17 protein-coding genes, 2 tRNA genes and 1 pseudogene are annotated in these 21,701 nt (G+C 41.9%); 8 read left to right on the forward strand and 12 right to left on the reverse strand.

Annotated elements, in window-relative coordinates; genetic code table 11:
• Positions 1-982: 982 nt before the first annotated feature.
• The 3 genes and pseudogenes from ATB74_RS09405 to ATB74_RS09415 all read right to left on the reverse strand — a co-directional run.
• The gene (locus tag ATB74_RS09405; RefSeq protein ID WP_061018169.1) at positions 983-3,088 is read right to left on the reverse strand and encodes a hypothetical protein; all 2,106 of its coding nucleotides are present in this window, start codon (positions 3,086-3,088) and stop codon (positions 983-985) included.
• Between the two features lie 308 nt (positions 3,089-3,396).
• A complete protein-coding gene (locus ATB74_RS24410; RefSeq protein ID WP_244270919.1) occupies positions 3,397-4,941 on the reverse strand; it encodes a ParB-like protein in 1,545 nt (514 codons plus the stop codon).
• A 103-nt stretch (positions 4,942-5,044) separates the two neighbouring features.
• Positions 5,045-5,301: pseudogene (locus ATB74_RS09415) on the reverse strand (alpha/beta fold hydrolase); the annotation flags it as partial.
• A gap of 430 nt (positions 5,302-5,731) precedes the next feature.
• Between ATB74_RS09415 and ATB74_RS09420 the strand changes: the two are divergent.
• The 3 genes from ATB74_RS09420 to ATB74_RS09430 are packed head-to-tail and all read left to right on the forward strand — an operon-like array spanning position 5,732 to position 9,525.
• The gene (locus tag ATB74_RS09420) at positions 5,732-6,958 is read left to right on the forward strand and encodes an ankyrin repeat domain-containing protein (RefSeq protein WP_061018173.1); all 1,227 of its coding nucleotides are present in this window, start codon (positions 5,732-5,734) and stop codon (positions 6,956-6,958) included.
• Positions 6,955-7,536 (forward strand): hypothetical protein, encoded by a 582-nt coding sequence (locus ATB74_RS09425; RefSeq protein WP_061018174.1) that lies wholly within the window; start codon positions 6,955-6,957, stop codon positions 7,534-7,536. Before ATB74_RS09420 ends, ATB74_RS09425 begins: the two co-directional genes overlap by 4 nt.
• A 9-nt stretch (positions 7,537-7,545) precedes the next feature.
• Positions 7,546-9,525, forward strand: coding sequence for a nuclease-related domain-containing DEAD/DEAH box helicase (locus ATB74_RS09430; RefSeq protein WP_061018175.1), 1,980 nt, complete (start codon positions 7,546-7,548; stop codon positions 9,523-9,525).
• A gap of 375 nt (positions 9,526-9,900) precedes the next feature.
• On the opposite strand, the gene ATB74_RS09435 is transcribed toward ATB74_RS09430, so the two are convergent.
• From ATB74_RS09435 to ATB74_RS09445, 3 genes are all read right to left on the reverse strand, one after another.
• A tRNA-Val gene (locus ATB74_RS09435) sits at positions 9,901-9,977 on the reverse strand.
• 70 nt (positions 9,978-10,047) lie between these two features.
• Positions 10,048-10,124 (reverse strand) — tRNA-Val (locus ATB74_RS09440).
• Positions 10,125-10,292: 168 nt separating this feature from the next.
• A complete protein-coding gene (locus ATB74_RS09445; RefSeq protein ID WP_048658548.1) occupies positions 10,293-10,955 on the reverse strand; it encodes a DUF2726 domain-containing protein in 663 nt (220 codons plus the stop codon).
• Positions 10,956-11,228: 273 nt separating this feature from the next.
• Here ATB74_RS09445 and ATB74_RS09450 point away from each other — a divergent pair, with 273 nt between their 5' ends.
• A complete protein-coding gene (locus tag ATB74_RS09450) occupies positions 11,229-11,414 on the forward strand; it encodes a hypothetical protein (protein ID WP_048658547.1) in 186 nt (61 codons plus the stop codon).
• A gap of 130 nt (positions 11,415-11,544) precedes the next feature.
• Here ATB74_RS09450 and ATB74_RS09455 read toward each other — a convergent pair whose 3' ends face one another.
• Entirely contained in the window at positions 11,545-13,503 is a 1,959-nt protein-coding gene (locus ATB74_RS09455) for a tetratricopeptide repeat-containing diguanylate cyclase (protein ID WP_061018177.1), read from the reverse strand.
• A 258-nt stretch (positions 13,504-13,761) separates the two neighbouring features.
• Between ATB74_RS09455 and ATB74_RS09460 the strand changes: the two genes are divergently transcribed.
• Complete coding sequence (locus ATB74_RS09460; protein ID WP_061018179.1) at positions 13,762-14,868, forward strand: M20/M25/M40 family metallo-hydrolase; 1,107 nt, start codon at positions 13,762-13,764, stop codon at positions 14,866-14,868.
• A 128-nt stretch (positions 14,869-14,996) separates the two neighbouring features.
• Here ATB74_RS09460 and ATB74_RS09465 read toward each other — a convergent pair whose 3' ends face one another.
• Complete coding sequence (locus ATB74_RS09465; RefSeq protein WP_061018180.1) at positions 14,997-15,419, reverse strand: DUF3859 domain-containing protein; 423 nt, start codon at positions 15,417-15,419, stop codon at positions 14,997-14,999.
• Between the two features lie 125 nt (positions 15,420-15,544).
• Positions 15,545-15,913: an ATP-binding protein gene (locus tag ATB74_RS09470; RefSeq protein ID WP_061018182.1), complete on the reverse strand. Its 369-nt coding sequence runs from the start codon at positions 15,911-15,913 to the stop codon at positions 15,545-15,547.
• Between the two features lie 274 nt (positions 15,914-16,187).
• Between ATB74_RS09470 and metA the strand changes: the two genes are divergently transcribed.
• Positions 16,188-17,129, forward strand: coding sequence for a homoserine O-acetyltransferase MetA (gene metA, locus ATB74_RS09475; RefSeq protein ID WP_060981869.1), 942 nt, complete (start codon positions 16,188-16,190; stop codon positions 17,127-17,129).
• A gap of 169 nt (positions 17,130-17,298) precedes the next feature.
• Complete coding sequence (gene pilW / locus ATB74_RS09480) at positions 17,299-18,084, forward strand: type IV pilus biogenesis/stability protein PilW (RefSeq protein ID WP_061018184.1); 786 nt, start codon at positions 17,299-17,301, stop codon at positions 18,082-18,084.
• A gap of 89 nt (positions 18,085-18,173) precedes the next feature.
• Here the strand turns inward: pilW and rlmF are convergent, their stop codons facing one another.
• Positions 18,174-19,457, reverse strand: a complete 1,284-nt coding sequence (rlmF, locus tag ATB74_RS09485) for a 23S rRNA (adenine(1618)-N(6))-methyltransferase RlmF (protein WP_061018186.1) — start codon at positions 19,455-19,457, stop codon at positions 18,174-18,176.
• A gap of 4 nt (positions 19,458-19,461) precedes the next feature.
• The gene (locus ATB74_RS09490; RefSeq protein WP_004734935.1) at positions 19,462-19,959 is read right to left on the reverse strand and encodes a YgjP-like metallopeptidase domain-containing protein; all 498 of its coding nucleotides are present in this window, start codon (positions 19,957-19,959) and stop codon (positions 19,462-19,464) included.
• A gap of 153 nt (positions 19,960-20,112) precedes the next feature.
• Between ATB74_RS09490 and ATB74_RS09495 the strand changes: the two genes are divergently transcribed.
• A complete protein-coding gene (locus ATB74_RS09495) occupies positions 20,113-20,349 on the forward strand; it encodes a glutaredoxin family protein (protein ID WP_016786183.1) in 237 nt (78 codons plus the stop codon).
• 394 nt (positions 20,350-20,743) lie between these two features.
• On the opposite strand, the gene ATB74_RS09500 is transcribed toward ATB74_RS09495, so the two are convergent.
• Entirely contained in the window at positions 20,744-21,616 is an 873-nt protein-coding gene (locus ATB74_RS09500) for a LysR family transcriptional regulator (protein ID WP_061018188.1), read from the reverse strand.
• Between the last annotated feature and the right edge of the window lie 85 nt (positions 21,617-21,701).

Below are 21,701 nucleotides of genomic sequence, written 5' to 3' on the forward strand. Positions count from 1 at the left end.
GGTAAAAGGTGGCATTGTTAATATTATTCTCGTTAGTTTTACTTTGGGGACTTCTTGGGTGGCTAAGCGATGATTTTGTATTGTTTGGACTTGTCGCTCCGATTTTGGTTTTGATCGTATCAACACTGTATGGTTCGTACATGTGGCTTAAAACTGGATCCTGGGGAAGTTTTGACGTTTTAACTGTATTCTGCGCAATCAAAAAAGAGTGTTTTGATATTTATAGTTTTAGCTCATATGTCGGTTTTGCAAAACTTAACAATTGGTACTTGAGTACAAACGTAGCGTGGACAGCCGCTTTAGTCCCAATGTTTGGCAATATATTTTGTACAATTGTTCTTGATAATATTGAGCCTCTGCAACGACTACAAAAATACCTTATGACTTGCAATAGCCCGACAGAACACCATTAGTTAATTGTACTAGAGATGGCTTTGAGCATGTAATTTAACAAACGTTTAAGACATCAAGATACTGTTTCTCATCAGAGGTGAGCGCGTTAGATCTGGCTCTCTAACGCGCTTCTGTCCAGTTCCGTGCCAGTATCTCATCCTGGCACGAAAGTGGTTGGTTAGTGACTTATACGTTGACAACTGAAATGCATAAGGAAAGGAAAACTAGTTCAAATTTCACGCTGACAAGAGTTTGTTACCTACGTCATTGCTAGTCAATCATCCTCAAATAGAGTATCCAACTCGTCCCTGCCAGATAGTTCTGTAGATTTAAGTTTTAATCTAGATCTCAAACCATAGAAAGTCTGTGTAGCATTCAAAATTTCTCTAAAACTCCAGTAAACCAGCCACTCTCAATCTTTAAGAGGCGTGCGCCCTTAAACCTACGGGGCGGTTATTAATGCCACTTCTTTAACCTCATTCGTGACACTTAGATTCAAACGTTTAACTCGACACTAATGATGGCCCTCAATTATCTTCGGGCGTTAAAGGCTAGGGATAGATAAAACTAAGTCTCAATACCGAGCTCCTTAGGTGCTCTTTTCCAACCCGCGAATCATTTGCTCTAAAAACTTATTTTTGTCTAACTTATAGCGAGATAACCAGCCGCCGAGCTCATAAATGCGTGTTCCGTTTTTCCTTACAAACGTTACAGGATCATCAGTAGCGGTCAGGATGTACATCTGACAGTCCATTTGGTTGACCTTAGAGCCTTTCTCTTTATAGTGCTTGTCATTATATAATCGGCTGATCTCACCTGACAATTTTATGTCCGCACCTTTCATAAGTCCTACCATCAGGTCTTGGTCGAGGATGAGCTTATTAGGGACACTTTGAGGGTCTAGATACCAACTCACTAGCTGAGCATTATGATTCCATACCACAGCCACATTTCTAGTACAGTGCAGTATATCAACGATTTCATCTACCGACTTATCACCCGTTTTTTTACCAACGCCCTTTATCTTTGAAACTGCTTCATCTTTCCTAACTTTCTTGGATTTTAGTTTGGATAGCGTTTGCTCGCTCTTGGTTGAGAAATAAGTCTTTATATTGTGGACCGAGGCTATAGGACGCGATCGCTTCTGATTTGGGCCCCTTTGGCGACTTGTTTCTGCCTTCACTTGACTCTCGAGACGACTATCTTCAAAGGGCGTCAATTCATCAATACTCTCCCTAATAAGGGCCACCGTCTTTGTAATCGACCGATTCGGTTCCTGGCGTACATAATTTTGAACGATCTCTGTTAGCCGACCAAATTCCATCTTTGTTGCTAACCCTCCCCCATCTCTTGTATTGAGGTTGATATAACGATTCTGCTTGGCCCAATGCCTTGATTCAGCAATAGACTTAATCTCTAGGGCTTCAGCCTCTTCCCTTTTCATATCTGACTTGACAAGAATAATATCGACCCCTTCAATCTTGTGAAGTTTAGTTTTAGGCCTCATTTCAGCAATCACACTTATAATGTGGTTGTAATGAGCCGCCCGATCTTTTGAGCTTGAGATTAAGCCATCCTCAAATCGCGCAAGATAATGTTTATTTGTCACGCCATAATACTCAGCATAATCCACCTCTTCGAGTTTCAAAGGTTTTAACCCTTTATCTGATGCAGTTTGATTTGCACGAAGAAGGAGTTCCTTACTAAATTCAACCCGATATACCGAATACCCCCAGGTGCAAGGATACCTAAATCTACCTTTGACCTTATTAAATAGGTCCTCTTCCGTAATGTACTCAGTTGTATTGTTCTTATAATGAGGCAGTAGGGCATTGAAAAATTTACGACAAAACTGTTTCTTCGAATCAAAAGATTCAAGATCGTAAGGACGCTCGACCCCTTCATTTTCTCTTAACAGTCTTTCCACCAACTCAATCGTTTTATTAATAGCTTCATCGGAATGGATGGTGATTGGTATGATAGGCAGATGCTCGCTCGCCAGAGGCTCTGAGTTTGAAGCTGGATCTTTTTCTCCGCGAACTAGAATAATCTTCGCGCGAGTACATTCCTCACAGCCTCTTACCGTCTTTAATTTTGATGAATGACGTTTTATGAGAGCGCCACAAGCGCATCGCAGTTCCGCATCAGTACCACTAACATCTAATAAAGTTGCGTAACCATAGCCTTGAGGCTTGCCTAAACGTAATGGCCACTGGATCTGCGTGGAACCCAAATGGAGCCCCATTAACTTGCTTACCACACAATTGTGAGTATTAGGGGACTGAGGTGCACAAAAGGATTTGTCACCAGCCAGACTACTCACTTTTCGCTTCTTACATTTGGTATTTCCTGGGCAATTGCACCCGAGCGTTTTAGTGTATAACCCACCTTTTCCTTCAAGTAAAAGTCGAAATTTTACGAGCGAGTTTTGCATCTCCCCATTTAAAATCCGATTGTCACCTAGTGACAAAGTTAAACTCTTCGCAGCTCGATCTATTTCACTAACATGCAAGGTAAAGGTGTTTGGGATAGTTTCCATTGCTTGTTCGGAAAACGACTTTGATTGAATATGCCGCTCAATAGCGTTACGCAAGGCATTAAGGAAAGGTAGATCTTCGCTATTGGGATTTTTTAAGGACTGCGTTACCGCCCTTTGTAGTAACGCAATAAAGACAACTCTGATATCTAGTGACATATAGCTTGTTTTTTTGACTGTTCGCTCATAATCTAACATATTGTTTTAATAGCTAAAACCCTGCATTGGATGTCAGTCAACCTATCTTCCCATTGACTTTGCTATTCCGTATCATTGAAGGTTGCCACATAAAGAGTCACGAGCAACCCATACAATTAACTTTCCACACATAGTGATATCGCAGCTCACATTTGTCCAAAAGCTTCATAAACCCAGTATATGTCGCTACATTTCCACAGCTCCAAGGAAAAAGCCCTCATTGCAACGCAACAAGAGCTTAAGTCCAATTCCAATAATCAAACCGCAGTTTAATTCACAGCGTAGTGTTTTCTTGCCGCCTCAAGGATCTTGTTGGCTTCCACATCATCGCCCCAGCCTTGCAGTTCCATGCCACCGTCTGGGCCTTTGTAGTTTTCAAACCAAAGGCCAACAATGTCTTGAACACCTGGGTAGGTATTGTTTAGCTCGTTTAGAGAAGAAACATCTTTAAATGGTGAATCGTTAGTGAGAACGGCCACGAGTTTGTCGTCTTGCTCGCCATCATCTAGCATTTTCATCACACCGATCAAACGTACAGGAACAACTTCACCACGTGGTACAGACTGACCAAGAACAATCACATCTAATGGGTCGCCATCACCACCAAACTCTTTTGGTAGTGCAGTGCGTGGGATAGAGCCGTAGTTACCTGGGTAACCAAGGTAGTTAACCACGCGTGGAGCGCCTTTTTTGTGTTCCCAGATAACTTGCTTGTCATTGTCTTTGCTTAGTTCCCACTTAGCGGAAGTACCTGTTGGGATCTCTACAATTGCATTGACGATGCCATCAGCAGAAGCTGCCGGGTAATCATTAAAGCTTGAGTTTGCTTCAAGGGTAAATGAGTCTAATTGTTTTAGTGCAGGAGCTGACGCCGCTGCTAAGTCATAGCTTAAACCGTTGGCGGTCGATGTAGTTTTGTAACGCAGCATGTAGTCAACCTTACCACGCTCTTTGAACAGTTTATCGAAGCCTTTTTGGTTGTATGCGCTAAACTGCCCCATCTGTTTAACCGAAAGATTTGAGCCACCAACGTTGTCCGTATCCATAGATAGGATATAGTTGCTGACCGCATTGACTGCCTTTGCGTAACCTTCGGTAGAATTTAGATCAAAGTCTGCTGCATCAATCGCTTTACGTACTTCTTTAGACCAGTAGAACTCTAAGAACGGGACTGGCTGACTTGGCTTGTTCCAGCCCACACCACGAGAAAAGTACATCAGTGAGCGGTATTGATCGTTAGCGAAGTTGGTTAGCCCAAGAGAGGTTGGAAGTTGTTGATAGCTAATCGTTTCACCGTTGTTATCAAACAGCCATGTATTGCCGTCTTTTGCCATTTGGTTCCAGAACGCGTCCATGTTTTTGATGTTGCGGTAATCTTTATCAACCACCACATTCACATTGAACGATGCACCACCTTGCGGCATGCGGTAGAACACATTGAACGTATGGTGACCGTCTGTCAGGTAGTATTCACCGCTGGGTGCGATAACCACAGTCTTCATGTCTTTTTTACGTGCACCTGTTTCCATTTCACAGGTGAAAGTCGAAGGAATATTCGGGTGGGCTTGGTCTTTGATGCTCACTACGCCTTTTTGGCCGCTGGCTTCACAGATTTCATCAAACATCTTTTCTTGATCAAATTGGTAACGACCCAGCTTGTACATAATTTGATCATAACCCACAGATGGTTGAGTTGGTTTTAACTCATGGAGACCAAGATTAATAACATCGCCTTCAGAGACATTACTTGCGTGAGTTGGTAAAGCGAAGATAGCCAGAGCGCCAATCATGGCAAAAATCCCAATTTTTTTCATAAGTCCTTCTATATACGGAATAAAAATTCATACGCTAAATTAATATGCTACCGTGACATTAATATTTCACTTTAATAAAGATGATGTTGCACTCGTTCTGTGGGCGGTTGAACGATGAGTTGCCGTGGCCTGCTAAACCCTTAAACCACTCACTTGGTTTTGCCAAAGCCTGCTGTCTAAGCTCCAACCGTGAATGAAGATCAGCGCCATCCCCCCACTCCCACTTTTGCCATACGCAATTTGCTCACCATCGTGAGATATCGCAATACCATACTTAACCATTGAAGCATGAGCCATGGCATCCATACTGCCAAGAGCCATGAATACCAAGAGTGTGATGTTTAGAATTAAGCGTTTCATAGAGTCTCTCTTACTTACTTTGGAGGGACACAGAAAGCGCCCCTCTCAATCAATATAGTCACTATAAAGTGTGAAGTTGTAGACAGGTCAAGAGCTATCCGAAGATCCTATCTCCATGATAATAGGCTCCACTTAGAGAACTAATAAGCCAACGATACAAGTAACCCAATAACTATCAATCGCACCATCTTGATATCACTTTTAGTAAAGTCACATGAAGAAATACAAAACATCAAACTGTAAAATGATATTTATCAAATCTCTTAAGTACACGCTTTGATATAATCAACTTTATTAATCTTACTTATCAATTCACCTCCAAGAGTACTAAACATTTGCGCTGAACTATATGTAATGCAATACCAGATACAACTTTGATAGTGCATCTGTTCTTTATTTAGATAGAGCGTGTTTCAACTAAGACTTAACAATGACTGATCAACTAATTAGCGCGCTAAAGGCTGGTGATAAAGAAGCCTTGATGGAAATATTACAAGACTCGCCAGAACACATAAATGCGATTCTTACCGAGCATAAAGCAACTCCATTTGAGGTTGCTTTAGACTATGGTTTTACTGCAATTGCAGAAATGCTCATCAAGTTGCCAGGTTTTGATTTAAACCACAATGGCCATAACCCTTTGAGGCTTTCGATCGATTTAGGTTACTTAGATATCGCCAAACAGTTACTTGAAATTGGGGCAAACCCTAACTATCGCCCACAACAGATGAGTAGTGCATTGTTGCTTTGTTTAGACAATGAGTATTTTCAGCTCGCTGAGTTGATGGTCGAAAAAGGTGCTGAAGTTAACATCCGTAACGACAACGGCTGGACACCATTGATCTGGGCATCAATGAAAGGTCGAATTAAAGCAGTTGAGTTTCTGCTTAAGCACGGTGCTGCCGTTGATGTTTGTAATAATGATGGTTGGAATGCGGTCACGGGTGCTTATTTTAAACAACGCATAGAGATAGTAGATAAGCTACTCGCTAAAGGTGCGGTATTCAGCGCCAAGTATTCAGAAGCCGCCATGCTGTCAGCGTATCAAAATGGGCACATTAACATCGCCAAGAAGCTACTGGCTGATAATGTTAATCCAGACGTTGAAAACGAAGATAAAGAAACGATGCTGATTATCGCCATTACTAAAGGTGATGATGGAATGATCAAAGCGCTCATTGCTGCTGGGGCGAATCCGAACGCGAGAAATAAAGATTCATGTCCAGCGTTATCGTTGTTATCTCAAAATGGCAAAAATGAACTCATTGCATTGCTGATTGATAAAGGTGCAGATATCAACCTTCAGAGTAAATCTGGAAGAACCGCTGTTTATTGTGCTGCTAGTTATAACCAAGTCTCAACATTGGAATTTCTCCATAGTAAAGGTGCCAATATTGATCTGAGAAATGAAGATGGTTGGTCGCCATTGATGGTTGCAGCAAGTAGTGGTTACCTTGAATCTGTAATTCAGCTAGTTGAGCTTGGAGCAAACGCCGAGTTTGAAACCCAAAAGGGAAATACGGCCCGAGATATAGCTAAATCAAATGCTCCAAAACATGGGGATAGAAGAAGCATCAATGGTCACTATGTTTATCCACTACTTAGCTCAAGTTACAAAGAAGTAGTCGATTATCTAACTGGAACGCGCCAGCAGTGATTACTCAAAACTCCGTTTTTGATGCAGTACGTCGAGGCTATAACGAGTTAGAACTCGCAAGCAACGACGGTATTCTTGATTACTTTGCTGATGTTAACCCCGACGCTATGTCGGGGCATATCAGCAACATCAAAGGCATCGTCTTTGAGCAAGAAGTTGTTACTGCACTCAATGAGCAAGGAATCGATGCCATGCTTTTTGAAGCCACTAATCACCCTGTTTCTGATATTGCATTAATGAGTGATGGTGACATTGCGGCTGAAGTGCAATTAAAAGCGACCGACAGCGTTGCTTATATCAACGAGACATTGGCTGAAAACCCAGACATCCCAATTGTTGTCACAAGCGAAGTAGCTTACGGTTTTGACAGCACTATGGTCATTGATTCTGGAATAGATAATGTAGCTTTGGGTGATGCGGTGTCAGAAGCATTATCAGATGAAATATCCAGCCATGTCGGTGAATCTTTAGCAAATGACGTTGCAAGCGAGGGACTCGCTGAACTTGTAGCCGATGTAGCCTTACCAATTAGCCCTATTGGTATTATCGGTGCCTTATTTGGATTACCTTTTTTATAAGGATGAGTGATGGCGACTATCTATCCGTCATTAGAAAATATATCGCGTTTAAAAGTAAAACCAACCGAAGGAGAACTTTGGTTAGTTAAGTATTTAGACGAAAATTTAGATGAAAGCTATGAAGTTTTTTTCAACCCTTTTTTGGACGGTGACAGACCTGACATTATCATTTTAAAAAAAGATGTTGCCATTTTTGTGATTGAAGTAAAAGACTATGAACTTAAGAACTACAATGTTGATAGTTTTAACAAGTGGTCGGTAGTAAGCCGTCAAGGTAGCAACCCGATATCATCGCCACAGTCACAAGCATTTACCTATAAAAATAACTTATATCAACTACATTTGCCCGTCTTAGGGTTGGGTTATCTGTCTAATCGAAATTTTTTCAATCTAGTTCAGCCATTGGTGTATTTCCATAAAGCGAATAAATCTGAAATCGATGGATTTTATAAAAAATCTGAAAATGAAAATAGAGAAAGTGCCAGACTTTTATTTGAACAAAAAAAAGCCAATAAAATTGCGATTGAACAATACAATAGAAAAGCCGATGGTATTGATTCAAGTAGGAAGAAACTGACCAGAGACAAGGCGATGTCTTATGGCTCTGACATGTTGCAAAATCTAGTGCGTAAGATTAAGAGTTTCGGCACCCACATTCTTTTTGATGAGCGAGTGTATGATGACTTTAAACGACGATTAGAGCCTTGCGATCACGTACTAAAACAAGGTAAGAAAATTCCTTTAGATACAAAACAAGAAAAGCTGATTGTTAGTGCGGAATGTAAAGAGAAAATTAAAGGCGTTGCTGGTTGTGGCAAGACAACAATCATAGCTAATCGAGCTGTAAATGCTCATTCTAGGCACGATTTAAAAGTGTTGATAATTACGTATAACATCACTCTAAAGAATCTTATCAAGGATAGAGTTAGTGATGTTTTAGGTTATCGAGATAATGAAAATTATGCGGTAACAAATTACCATCAGTTTTTCAATTCTCAACTTAATACCACTGGACAAGATATCGAAAGATTGATTGGACAGTATGGGTTGGAGAAGCTTTACTCTACTGATTTGTTCAAAGAGCACTCTGTGGAGAAATATCAAACGATATTACTAGATGAAGTTCAAGACTTTGAAAGTGAATGGGTAAAAATCATTCGGGATAACTTCTTGGCGAATGATGGCGAAATGGTTCTATTTGGCGATGAGTCTCAAAATATCTATGCTCGTGATAATGAAAGAGCAGCGGTTATTGCTCAGGGTTTTGGGCGTTGGAATAAATTGAAGCGTTCATATAGAACTAGTTTGGATTCATCTCTGAATCAGGTGTTCAAGGCTTTCCAGCAAAATTATCTTGTTGAGAAATATTCTGACACAGAACTGCTTGAAACAGCACAGACTCAACTAGGAATGACTTTTGAGCTTCTTAAATATCATCAGATAAACCAGAATTGGGAGAATGAATCATTTGAATTGATTCAAGCCTACGTCAGAGAGCATAACCTACATCCTAATGATATTGTTATACTGGCTTCGAATGTATATTTGGCTCGTCAATTGGCTGATAAGTTTAATGGTGTTGAAAAAACACATTGTATGTTTGAAACGTATGATGAATTATCACAACTGTCGCGAATGTATGACTCTAAGTGTGATGCTGAGAAACTTAAATCAATGTCTGAAATTGAGTTAAATACATTTATTAAGAAGCACCCAAAGCTAAAGCGAGATTTAGAACGCGCTCGTCGTATGAAGAAAAATCATTTCTATGCGAATAGTGGTTTGATTAAAGCGTCCACCATTCACAGTTTTAAAGGACTGGAGTCCAAGACGGTATTTTATTTAATGGATGAGAAAGACACGCCAGAGTTAGTTTATACATCCATCACAAGAGCAGCAGAGAATCTTGTTATTTTAGATAAGAGCAATACAAGCCCATACTCTGCTTTCTTTTCGGGTGTGATGAACAATGTAGGTGGCCTATTTTGAAAATTACAGAAGACCAACTAGACCAACTCTGCCTTTACATATCTATTCGAACAACCAAGCGAGTTAATTAACATTACGCATAAAAAACTTTAAAGCAACGATTGTGTTTCTGAATCAAACCTAACTAGTCAATGTCCAACAGTATGCTGAGATTGAAGTTCTTAGTGGTGAGAGCTTAGCGACAGCCTAAACTAGCCGTGTTAGTTAAACTTGGGCACTGCATGGGCACGAAAGGAACTAATTGTGCCTAACCAGACAAGAGTCAGCTGAAACAAAACCATTGAGGCTGATACGAAATGAATAACTATGTAAATATTACAGACACAAAAAAGCCCACACTAGGTGGGCTTTTTGCTGGTTCATAAAGAACGAATTTGGTGCCCGCTACTGGACTCGAACCAGTGACACCTTGCATGTCATGCAAGTACTCTAACCAACTGAGCTAAGCGGGCAATGTTCTAATTTCTTATTACTACCATTGTGACAAACTCAATAGTTATGCAATAAAAACTAAAGAAGGAATGGTGCGTCCGAGTGAACTCGAATCACCGACCCCCGCCATGTCAAGGCGGTACTCTAACCAACTGAGCTACGGACGCATTCCTTTAGAACGAGGAAGATATTAACGACTGATTTATTGCGGCGCAAGTAGAAATTACACTTGAATCAACCGTTTGCTCTTATTCGCACCAATACGTTGAATTTTTAGACGTGAAACGCAAATAAAGTTGAGTTACATCACACTAAGTATTGAGTGTTACTTTACGTTATTCCTCATCGACATCGAACACGACGTTGTAATTCTCGGTATACGTACAGTTAGGCTGGCGGCTACAAGTGAAGAATCGTCGGCCTTTGTAATCGCCTTGGCTTGCCAGTTTGATGATCATCGGGCTGCCACATTTCTTACAGAATCGAACTTCTTTGGATGGCTCGATCAAATCGATGTGGGCTGCCAGTAGCCTCTTCAAACGGCTCACTTGATAGCTGTGTTTAATAGATGCACCAATCAGTGGCAAGCCTGCTGATTTACAAACGTGAATCAGTAGCTTTTCGCGGTCGACTTTCCCTTTATTGAGCTCTTTACCGTTATCGAGTTCGATGATCACGCGGGGCTCTAACGTTCGTGGGTCGCAGACGACAAAATCAAAGTAACTACGTGAGATCTTATTGTTGGCGATAAACCAATTCTTCTTGTTGTTCGTCTTAGCTGGAACAAGAACGTTCGACATGCTGACTTTAGCAAACACTTCCCCATGGTTACCCACAGCGGATTTAAGTGCGTTATAGAATGTCGCCTGTTGCGCCGACATCAACGCCCCTTTCTTCTGATAAGCATGGTCTTTGGTGTCATCGTGTTTCACTACATACTTTTGAATAAAGTAAAAGAACACAACCAGAACAATTACAACGATAAAGATATTAGTCATTTTCCAACACAATCAAGTCTGTATAGGGATTAAGAGAGTAGCTAGCGTATGTAGAAATGCATCACCTGGCAAGCAAAAGAGCGAGAGTTACCAACCAAAATCACGACCTTTGAGCGCTGTAATTACCGAGAGCTCGCTCCCGCGCTAGACACATCTCTCCTATTTTGATAATCAAATCATCAATTACACTCTAGATTGATTTAGATCAATTTACTTGAATTTGTGATCAATTAGTCTGAAAAACGTTAGGCAAATGTTAATAAGGAAGTTGATATGGAACTTAAACAAGACCCAAGATGTTATACCGACGTATGTGTAGATGGTAAATGGTTCCACTATGACCACTGCGGTACTCGAGCTTACATGTTAAAAGGTGGGGCTTCCGCTGTTATTGAACTAGCAAGAGAACCTTCTACAGAGGGCGAGCTGGTTGAAATGCTTCAAGGTGTCGCTAAATAATTCACCAAATCAAAGTCTGAATTAAGCGAATAAGAGTAGATAGCTGTATTATTTCAGATAAGCACTCTTATTCGCTTAGTTATTGAAGTTCAGGTTTCTTAATGACCGGGGATTAACCAAGTTTGGGCTCTCAAACGATAACGACTTTATTACGCCCTGACTGCTTAGCTTGATACAAGGCGTCGTCTGCCGATTTCAAGTGTTTCTTATAGGTACGACTATTTAACTGTTGTTCCGTTAGATGAGTCGTCGCACCAATCGACGTAGTTAATTCTAGTGAGCCAGAATGCGTTTCAATCGGTTGGTCTGCGATCGCTTGCCTTATCAGCTCAAGTTCTTTATCAGGATCTTGATTCCCAGCAAGCAACAAAACAAACTCTTCCCCACCCCATCTTGCCACGACATCATTTGTTGATAAAATTTTCTCTAAACGCTTAGCGACTTCCACCAGCACTTGGTCGCCGATATCATGCCCATAAGTGTCATTAACTTGTTTGAAGCGGTCCAAATCAAGAATAGCGAGCGTATACCCGAACGGCGACAAATGGTGTGGTATTGGCTGAGTTAACAGTTGTTCCAAGTAACGCCTATTGTATAAGCCTGTCAGTTCGCATCTTGTTGATTGCTTGAGTAACTCTTTGTTGGTCTTCTGAATCGAGCGCAACCTTATCAAAAGTAACGCGGCGCTGAACATCACCATGATACCCAACGCGACAACAATTCGATTTCGTAGCTGCTGCTTATCTAAGGTCAACTCACCCAACTCTTTCTCTGCATTTAGCAATTCATTCTCTTTAGCTAATGATGCCGTAGCAAAATCTTGTTCGAGCAAGAAAATATCGCTCTGACGCTTGTCAAACAACAGTGCCTTGTTACCCTTGTAGTAGAGTTTGAAGTAGCGGAGTGCGTTCTCGCTGTCGCCTCTCGAGTCATAGTATTCCGCAAGTGTTTTTAAACCGAGAACCTTCCAACTTCGAGAGCCAACAATGTCGAACATTGCATGCGACCGCTTAAGATCAGCAAAGACAAAATTGTCTCGATTCAGACCAATATTAGCTAAGGCTCTGTTTAAGTAACACTGACCCAGTTGAAGTGTGTATCTGTCCACTCTCGGATATCTAAGGCACAGGTTTGCGACTTGCCGTGCTGACTCAAAGTTCTTTTCCGCCAACAACACATCACTCTCTGCTTTTAACAAGATGATTTTGTATCGTTCACTCACGTTATCGCCATTGAGTTTGGCAGCACTTTGATACGCCTCTCGGCCTTTCACTAACTCACCACTGCGCAGATAGGCAAAAGACTCATTCACATGCAACACACCTATGGTAGAAGCTTCTAGTAGCCCGCTCTTGTAATAGAGTTTTTTGGCTTTTTGAATCAGCTCGAGCGCTTTAGGCCAATCTTCCAAATAGATATAAAGCAGTGCCATGTTAGACACTAACTTACTGTTGTAGATGTGATGAGGGTACTTCTTGCCCAGATCTAAGCCTTTATGGAAAAAGTATTGAGCTTCAGGAAAGTCATTGCGGATATTGTTGATGACACCAGCCGTGTTATAGGCCTTAATCAACAACTCTTCATAGTGGAGCGATTCCGCGATATCTATCGCAGCTCTGATTTGGATTTCAGACTCCGCTAGCTCACCCTTACTGATGTATTCGATCGCCAACTCAACTAGAGATTGGGCCTTTAGCCAACCCATATGTTCGTGTTGTGCGAGTGCTTGAATCTGTCTGACGTATTCGGAAACCGCTTCGGTATCCAGTTTGTGTTGGGCGAGGTTCGACAAAATCATCAATTCGTAAGCACGATAGATGGCTTTATCTTGGTTTGGGAACTTGGCTTGCAGAGCTTCAAGTTGTTTGGAAGCTAGATTAGGATCACCTCGGGATACATCGAGAATATCAATCAATGCAGACCCATATTGAGAGAGTAATAACTCTTTCTCTGGACTATAAACACTCGGGTTTTCAGGGCGGATATGCTTTAAATCGTCGTCATAAGTTGGATAGAGCAAATACAGCCCAAGCACAACACTCATCAGAATGACGAGAAGGAATGAACCTAACACATTGTTTCTATTCATTTATCTGTGCCATTATTGATTGCATTCCAATTTCATCGACGTTTTTCAAAGCGGCTAAACATTATACCCGACAGATATACAGATTAAAATCCTGTGCACTGGTAGATCTAAGTAGTGTTTTTCTCATTAATTAGAATAATCAGGTAACTTTCTTGATTTAACTCAGACAATCATCTACCTCATTGGCGTTATAGTGATTTTCCTGTTCCTACCTCCGCGGCTTCTTTAGAACAAGCGGAAGCATAATGAGAATTAACAATGACCCAAATTAATGAACAACGTCTTGTAGAACATTTCTGCGATCTAGTGAAAATTGATAGTGAATCTCGTAACGAAAAAGCGATTGCTGAAGCTTTGGCTGAGCAACTCGGTGAACTGGGTTTTGAAGTTCGCAAATTGACGGTTCCTGAAGAAGTGTCTAACGGTTTCAACATCTACGCTCGTCTAGATGGCACTCTTCCAGGTAGCACAGTGTTCAGCTGCCACATGGACACTGTAACGCCAGGTATCGGCATTGAGCCAATCATCGAAGACGGCATCATCCGTTCAAAAGGCAACACAATTCTAGGTGGTGATGATAAGTCTGGCATAGCGGCTATCATGGAAGCTGTGCGCTGTATTCAAGCTGAAGGTCAAGCACACAAGACAATTGAAATTGCATTCACAGTGTTCGAAGAAGGCGGTCTATTCGGTTCTTTGAACTTCGATATGTCTTACATTCAATCTGAGCACGCAATCGTACTTGATACAGGTGGCCCAATTGGCACTATCGTAAACGCTGCACCTGGCCAACAAAAGATCGTTGCAACGATCAAAGGTCGCCCAGCTCACGCAGGTTTAGCACCAGAAGAAGGCATCAGCGCAATTCAAGTGGCCGCAGACGCTATCACTAAGATGAACCTGCTTCGTATCGATGAAGAAACAACAGCAAACGTTGGTATTGTTGAAGGCGGTCAAGCGACTAACATCGTAATGCCAGAACTTAAAGTCGTGGCTGAAGCACGTTCTCTAAACGGCGAAAAGCTAACGGCTCAAGTTGAGCACATGATCTCTACATTCGAAGAAAGCGCGAAACAGTTCGGCGCTGAAGTAGAAATCGAATCGACTCGTGCTTACGATGCATTCGTTATTGCAGATGATCACCCGCATATTCTTTCTATCAAATCAGCGTTCGAGAAGCTTGGCGTAACAGCGAATACTAAACGCACTGGCGGCGGTAGTGATGCAAACAACTTCAACGCGAAAGGCCTAACAACAGTTAACCTTTCTACTGGTATGGCGAAAGTTCACACCACTGAAGAGTACATTGCAGTGAAAGACATGGTCGCAATCACTGAATTTGTTGTGGCTTACGTGACTCAATAGTCTTGCTTCTAAGCTAGGTGGGAATACCATTTAGATCATATCAAAAAGCCGAGTCCCCACATAACGTGTGACTCGGCTTTTTTGTTGTCTGCGTTTAGCCTAACGCTAACGTCTACCAGAAGTTTCGTCTAAAAACCCCTGCGCTTCCAAAACTGGCCTTCGTCTTTTGCTACTAGGTCGAATGTCTTGTCGGCGATGATGTTGCCTTTTAGCTCGACCGTCATACGCCATTTACCAATCTTGTTTGAGACTGGCGCCCAGATGGTGTCACCTAAATAGAAATCCCAGTCGTTGTTACCGACATACTCTTCGCCATCAAACGGTTCAAGTACTTCACCTTTATCAGTGGTGATGTTGGGGTGGTAAATGCAGTAACGGATCTTTTCGCCTTTGGCTTTTTTGATATTCAGGATATAGCCAAACTCCACGTCGATTTCAGCATCAACCGTGGTGGTGAACTCTTGGATTTTTGGAAGATCTTTAGATTTGGAATCCCACGCTGTATAGATGCCGTAAGATGTCATGTCGACGATTGCCGATCGCTTTGCCATGTGTATTACCTAATAATTATGTATTATTTAATATTCATCGTTCGTTGACGTCGACTCGTTAGCCAAGTTCTAATGAAACAAATGCTAGTTAGCTAAATGCTTGTTAGCAGAAAGTACAGACAGGGCTACTCCTGCCAATCTCTCGCCATACGCTTAATCACCGACGGCTCAATGTCGTGAATAGTGCCATATTGCTCTCGGCACACTTCGATAATTAATTCTGCTTTATATTTACGTGCAAGTTGGCGGTAAGCCTTCATTTCCCAATGCTTTATGAAGGTATTCGATACAACAACATCAAGCCCTTGCTTTAAGCCGTTTTCAGCCGTGTTCTGACACCACTCATGAGCTTGTTGCAGGAGCCTAGGATCAAAATGGTACTCACCTTGCTCATTCACATAATACATATCGGCTTCAACGTGCAATGCATCGTAGGTTTTTGCTTTTGTTGATTTGCCAGAACCGGGCAACCCTCGAATGAGTATTAACTTCATCGTCACTTTACAGGCTAATTCGAAAACATGAGTTTATCGTAAATAGTAAAGAGTTTCTCTGATAACTGCCTTTACTCAGCATATGAAAACCAAGTACTTACACGAGACTCCGATAATCACTGAATACAATGAAACTCCCCTCAAAGCGCTTGGATGGCTTCTGATAGAAAACACAAATAATTTACATCTATCCATTTTGCATATCGACAAGCGTATCAAACTACTATAGATTTAGATGTATAGACGTCTACATATCTAGCTTAGGGAGAAAGCTGTGCCTATTCGCATTCCAGACCAATTGCCAGCATCCGATGTTCTTCGTGAAGAAAACATCTTCGTTATGCCTTTATCAAGAGCATCGACACAGGAAATTCGTCCACTTCGAGTCTTGATCCTCAACCTAATGCCGAAGAAGATTGAAACTGAAACTCAATTTTTACGCCTACTATCGAACAGCCCGTTGCAAGTGGATGTAGAGCTGCTGCGCATTGATGACCGACCAAGTAAAAACACACCGACTGAACACCTTGATAACTTCTACCGCCAATTTGAAATGGTCAAAGGAAGAAACTTTGATGGATTGATCATCACTGGTGCGCCGCTTGGCTTGGTTCAATTTGAAGATGTTATCTACTGGGATCATCTGAAAACCATCATGGAGTGGGCAAACAAACACGTTACTTCAACTCTATACGTATGTTGGGCGGCTCAGGCTGGTTTGAAGTTATTGTATGATTTGCCTAAACGTACTCGTAAAGAGAAGCTGTCTGGTGTTTATAACCACGAGATACATAACCCATACCACCCTATTTTACGTGGCTTCGACGATACATTCTTGGCACCGCACTCTCGCTATGCTGACTTCTCTCAGGAGTACTTAGCAGAGCATACCGACCTTGATGTTCTTGCGACTTCTGATGTTGCGGGTGTATATCTAGCGGCGACCAAAGATAAGCGAAACGTGTTTGTAACGGGTCACCCTGAGTACGACTCTCATACACTTCACAATGAATACATTCGTGATTTGGGTGAAGGCATGGAGCCTGTTATACCAATCAACTACTACCCGAACAACAATCCAGACAACAAACCTGTTGCAAGCTGGCGTAGCCACGGGCACTTATTGTTCTCTAACTGGCTAAACTACTGCGTTTACCAACAAACGCCTTACGACCTGGATCATTTCAGCGAAGAGAATTTCACTAAAGACGATTAAGTTCTTTGTTCCGATTCAAAAACACATAAAGCCGTGTTCAGTCGGTTGTTGATAAAACGACGAATTGGACGCGGTTTTTTTATGGTGGTTGAGTCGCATTCCATAATAGATTTATCACTTCAATGGGTTTGATTTCATATGATGGGTTGGTGTTCATAAGGAGCTTCACATGCCTGCCAAGCCGTCATTTTCAAATCCGATTTCGTTGTCCCGTCCCCTTTCGTTATCCCGCCCCCTTTCGTTATCAAGTGTGGTACTACTCGCCTCGCTTTCGTTGGTCGGATGCGTCTCTGTCACGGAAGGACCACCAAAGATTAAAAGTGATCCTATCGCGATGTCTGAATCTCGAATCGAATTAGGTTTGGGCTATATGGGACAAGGCAATATGGTAAGAGCGCGTGAAAATCTTGAGCTCGCAATTAAACACGCGCCTAGCTACTACCGCGCTCGGCTTTCAATGGCGCATTACTACGAACAAGTGGGCGAAGTAGACGAAGCAAGATCGACGTACCGAAAAGCGCTGAGCCTCGATTCGAGAAACGGAAATGTATTGAATAACTACGGTACGTTTTTGTGTAAACAAGGCGAGTATGAGCAGGCAGATAAGTACTTTAACCGTGCCATCGACCAACCTTACTATTACTTAGTGTCTGCAAGTTATGAAAACGCCGCGTTTTGTGCTTTTAAGGCTGGTAATACAGACCAAGCGAAGTACTACTTCAGCAGAGCGATTGACCACGATCCCAACCGCGTGAAATCGATACTACAGCTTTCAAAAATTGAAGTGAGTGACGCCGATTACAATGACGCTCGACTCCGTTTATTCAAATTCCACCAGCGTTATGGCTATCAAATTCCATCACTTAAAATCTTAGTCGACCTCGAAAATAAAGCAGGTAACAGAGCTCTAGAGCAGAAATATCAGAGTAAGTTAGATGAGTTGCTTTCTGCTTAGCGTATAGGCAAAACACAAAAAACGGGCTTGTTGCGTTAACAACAAGCCCGTACGTAATTTCAGTTAAATGCCTTAACTAAGTGCAGCCGTTATTTTAGCGCAATCCACTCTTGTCTTTGTTCATCGTCCATAAAGGTCCATGCGATAAAGCGGCTTACCTTCTGCCCTTGCGACATCTCGACGACTTTTACTTGTTTAGCTCGTAGCTTACCCAACTCTGAACGAACCATATCGACGTTATCTTTCTTAGAAATCAATGTCGTAAACCACAAAACTTGAGTAGCAAAAAGTTGACTCTCTCTCGCCATCTTCATAATGAAAGCGGCTTCGCCACCCGGGCACCAAAGTTCAGCTTTTTGACCACCAAAGTTTAAGGTTGGTTTCTCTTGCTTCACTGATTTCCTGTTCATTTCCGGCTTGAATGATTGACCAGCCTTCTTAGCACGGTTTGCCGCTAGATTATCCAGTTTACGTTGTGAACCCTTTTCCGCTTCTTCAAGAGAGCTATGAAATGGAGGGTTACAAATAGTGACGTCGTAACGTTCATTATCCTTAATCACGCCCTTAAAGATAGATTCAGAGTCCGCTTGTAGGCGAGCGCGGATCTTACCTTTTAAATTAGGGTTACTTTCAGCAATAAAGTTCGCTGTTTTGATGGAGACTGAATCGACATCTGTCCCGGTGCAGCGCCACTTATACTCTGTCGCACCAATGATTGGGTAGATACAGTTTGCACCAACACCAATATCTAATGCTTTCACAGACGCGTGGTTATATGCCTCGCCTTGGCCATCGCTATTAAGGATGTCAGCTACTCTGTGAATGTAGTCTGCACGGCCAGGAATTGGCGGGCACAAGTAACCAGCAGGAATATCCCAATGTTTAACGCCGTAGTGATGCGCTAACAAAGCTTTGTTGAGTAGCTTAACGGCTAATGGATCAGAGAAATTAATGGTGTCTTCGCCCACTGGGTTCTTGATCAGATGCTCTTTTAGCTCGGGCAAGGCTGCAACCAACAACTCGAAGTCATAACGACCAGTGTGCTGGTTTCTTGGGTGTAACCCACCTTGAGGTTTTTCAGCCGAGCGTCTTTTCTGAGCTGCGTTCTTGTTAAATGCAGTTTTATTGAAAGAACCCTTATTCGATGATCCTTTATTCGCACCCTGCTTCCCTTTGCTGTCTTTTGCAAAAGGTCGCTTTGATTTGTTATTGCCCGCACCTTTCGGTGCACTATTCTTGCGGCTTTTATCAGATGTGTTCTTTGTAGAAATACGCTTGTCGCTGCCTTCTTTAGCTTGGTTGTCTTTTGTTTTTGCTGATGAAGTACTGTTTTTCGACAGGCTTAGCGTCGTTCTATTTTGTGATTGGCTCATTGGGCTACTTCTTTAAATCTAAATACATCATGAATAAACGGGCATCCAACTCAAGTTGATGATATTCCGGTTCCATGTGACAGCATAGTTGGTAAAAGGCTTTGTCGTGCTCTTTCTCTTTGATATGCGCCAGTTCGTGTACCACCAGCATTCGCAACAAAGGTTCTGGCGCATTTTTAAAAACACTGGCGATACGAATTTCATTCTTCGATTTGATCTTTCCACCGTGATTCTTCGCAACGTAAGAATGAAGACCTAACGCATTGTTGATTAGGTGTATCTTGCCGTCGTAAATCACTTTGCTGATCGGTGGTGTTTTTTTCATGTAGCGATTTTTTATCTCAATCGCATAGTCAAACAGGGCTTTCTCGCTTTTTATTTCATGATTCTTTGGGTAGCGAGCTTCAAACCACGGCACCAATTTACCCGACTCTACAAGTTGAGTCACAGGATCAAGAATGTGCTTAGGATAGCCTTGAATATAGCGTAAAGAAGGATGCATGCTGAAAGACCGTACAAGTTACGCCACGACAATACGTTGTGGTCTTGAAAATTGAGCCGCATAGTGTAACTGATCACACTTTTCTAATCACCTAGGATTCGTTACACTTTAGCGAGATTCACCAAGAGCTACACTCAAAAAGAGATTGTAAAAATGAAACGTGTTGTATTGTACGTCGCAGACAAATGCCCGCACTGTAAAGATGCCCAAAGGTATTTAGACTCTAAGAAAATTGTTTACCGCCTGACCAATGCAAAGATGCAGCGTGGTCGTAAAGAATTGCAAGCGATGGGTGCTCGTTCTATCCCCGTACTTAAGATCGGCGATCAAGTGATGGTCGGCTGGAATCAGAAGAACTTCGATAAGATGTATAACTCAAAGAACACTTAACGTGTTTTGAGTTATACATCTATGCAACAAAGCCCGAGTATCCAATCTAGGATACTCGGGCTTTGTTTTTTATCTTTACTAAAGCGCAAGAATTACATCGCATTAACCTTTGATTTTGAAAACCATACCGCAATTCACACATTGGTACCTACCTTTAATACCAAAGAAACGATCCATAAACGTTCTGTGTATTCTAACCAACTTTTGCTCTTTACACTCACACTTCATAACTCACCAAATATACCCCAAAAGTATTAGTATTATTTAACAAGCATGCATACCAAGCAAATTAGAAACCGTTAATACTGGCGCCCCCGACCGTGACACCCATCACAAACCACCATGAAAAACGTGATGCTAATTCCATTTATTTAGGCGATTGATACATTACTAGTCACACATATTGTTTAACGAAGTCAATAAAGGTTCTGTCTGCCTTCGAAAGATACCCTTCCTTTCTCCACGCCAAAGATAGATTCAGCTTCACAGGGTCTTTAAATGGCACACCGACCACGTCTTCCTCGTATTCTGTAACTAAGCTAAGCAACGCGGTGATGGCAAACTCTCGCTTCACGATAGAAAGAATCATCGGTAATAAATTGGTTTCGAAGGCGATGGTCATATCGAGGTTGTACTTCTTACAAGTCGCATCGATAAAATCACGGTGGAAATAGCCCGATTTGAACATAATCAGCTCTTGAGAAAAAAATTCTTCAAAGGTGATGGATGGTTGCGTTGCCAGTGAGTGATCTTTGCCAACGACCGCTAACATTTCTGAGCTTAATAGGTGGTCAGTTTCAAGATCATCAGGGACATTCTCGTGGTTGATTACACCGATATCGAGCTCGCCGTTTAATAGCATTTCACGAATCGATGCAGTACCAGCATCTATGAGTGTCAGCTTCAGATTAGGGTACTGGCTTTTGAACGCCATAACGACTTGAGGAAAGAAGTAGCTCCCCATCATGCTTGGGGCTCCTAAGCGCACCTCACCTTTTTCTAACCCCTTTAACTCATTCATCGCCAGCTCTGCATCATCAAACTGCTGTGCAATTCGCTTAGCATGCTCAAACAGTACCTTTCCTTCCTCCGTTAAAGTGACGGATTTATCTCCACGTCGGAACAGAATCAAATCAAGTGTTTGCTCGAGTTTTTTAATGGATATGCTCAAAGCAGGTTGGGCGATATGTAAGGCTTTTGCCGCTTGGGTAAAATTCCCAAACTGTGCAACTGCGAGAAAATGGCGAAGCGGTTTTGATTCAAGCATATCGATATATTAAATATATAGAGGTGATATTTTTAATATATTTCTTTAATCCACCTTGTACTGATAACTTGTTCACAAACAGCTT

The sequence above is a fragment of the Vibrio splendidus genome (genome assembly GCF_001557875.1).
Taxonomy (GTDB): Bacteria; Pseudomonadota; Gammaproteobacteria; order Enterobacterales; family Vibrionaceae; genus Vibrio; species Vibrio splendidus_F.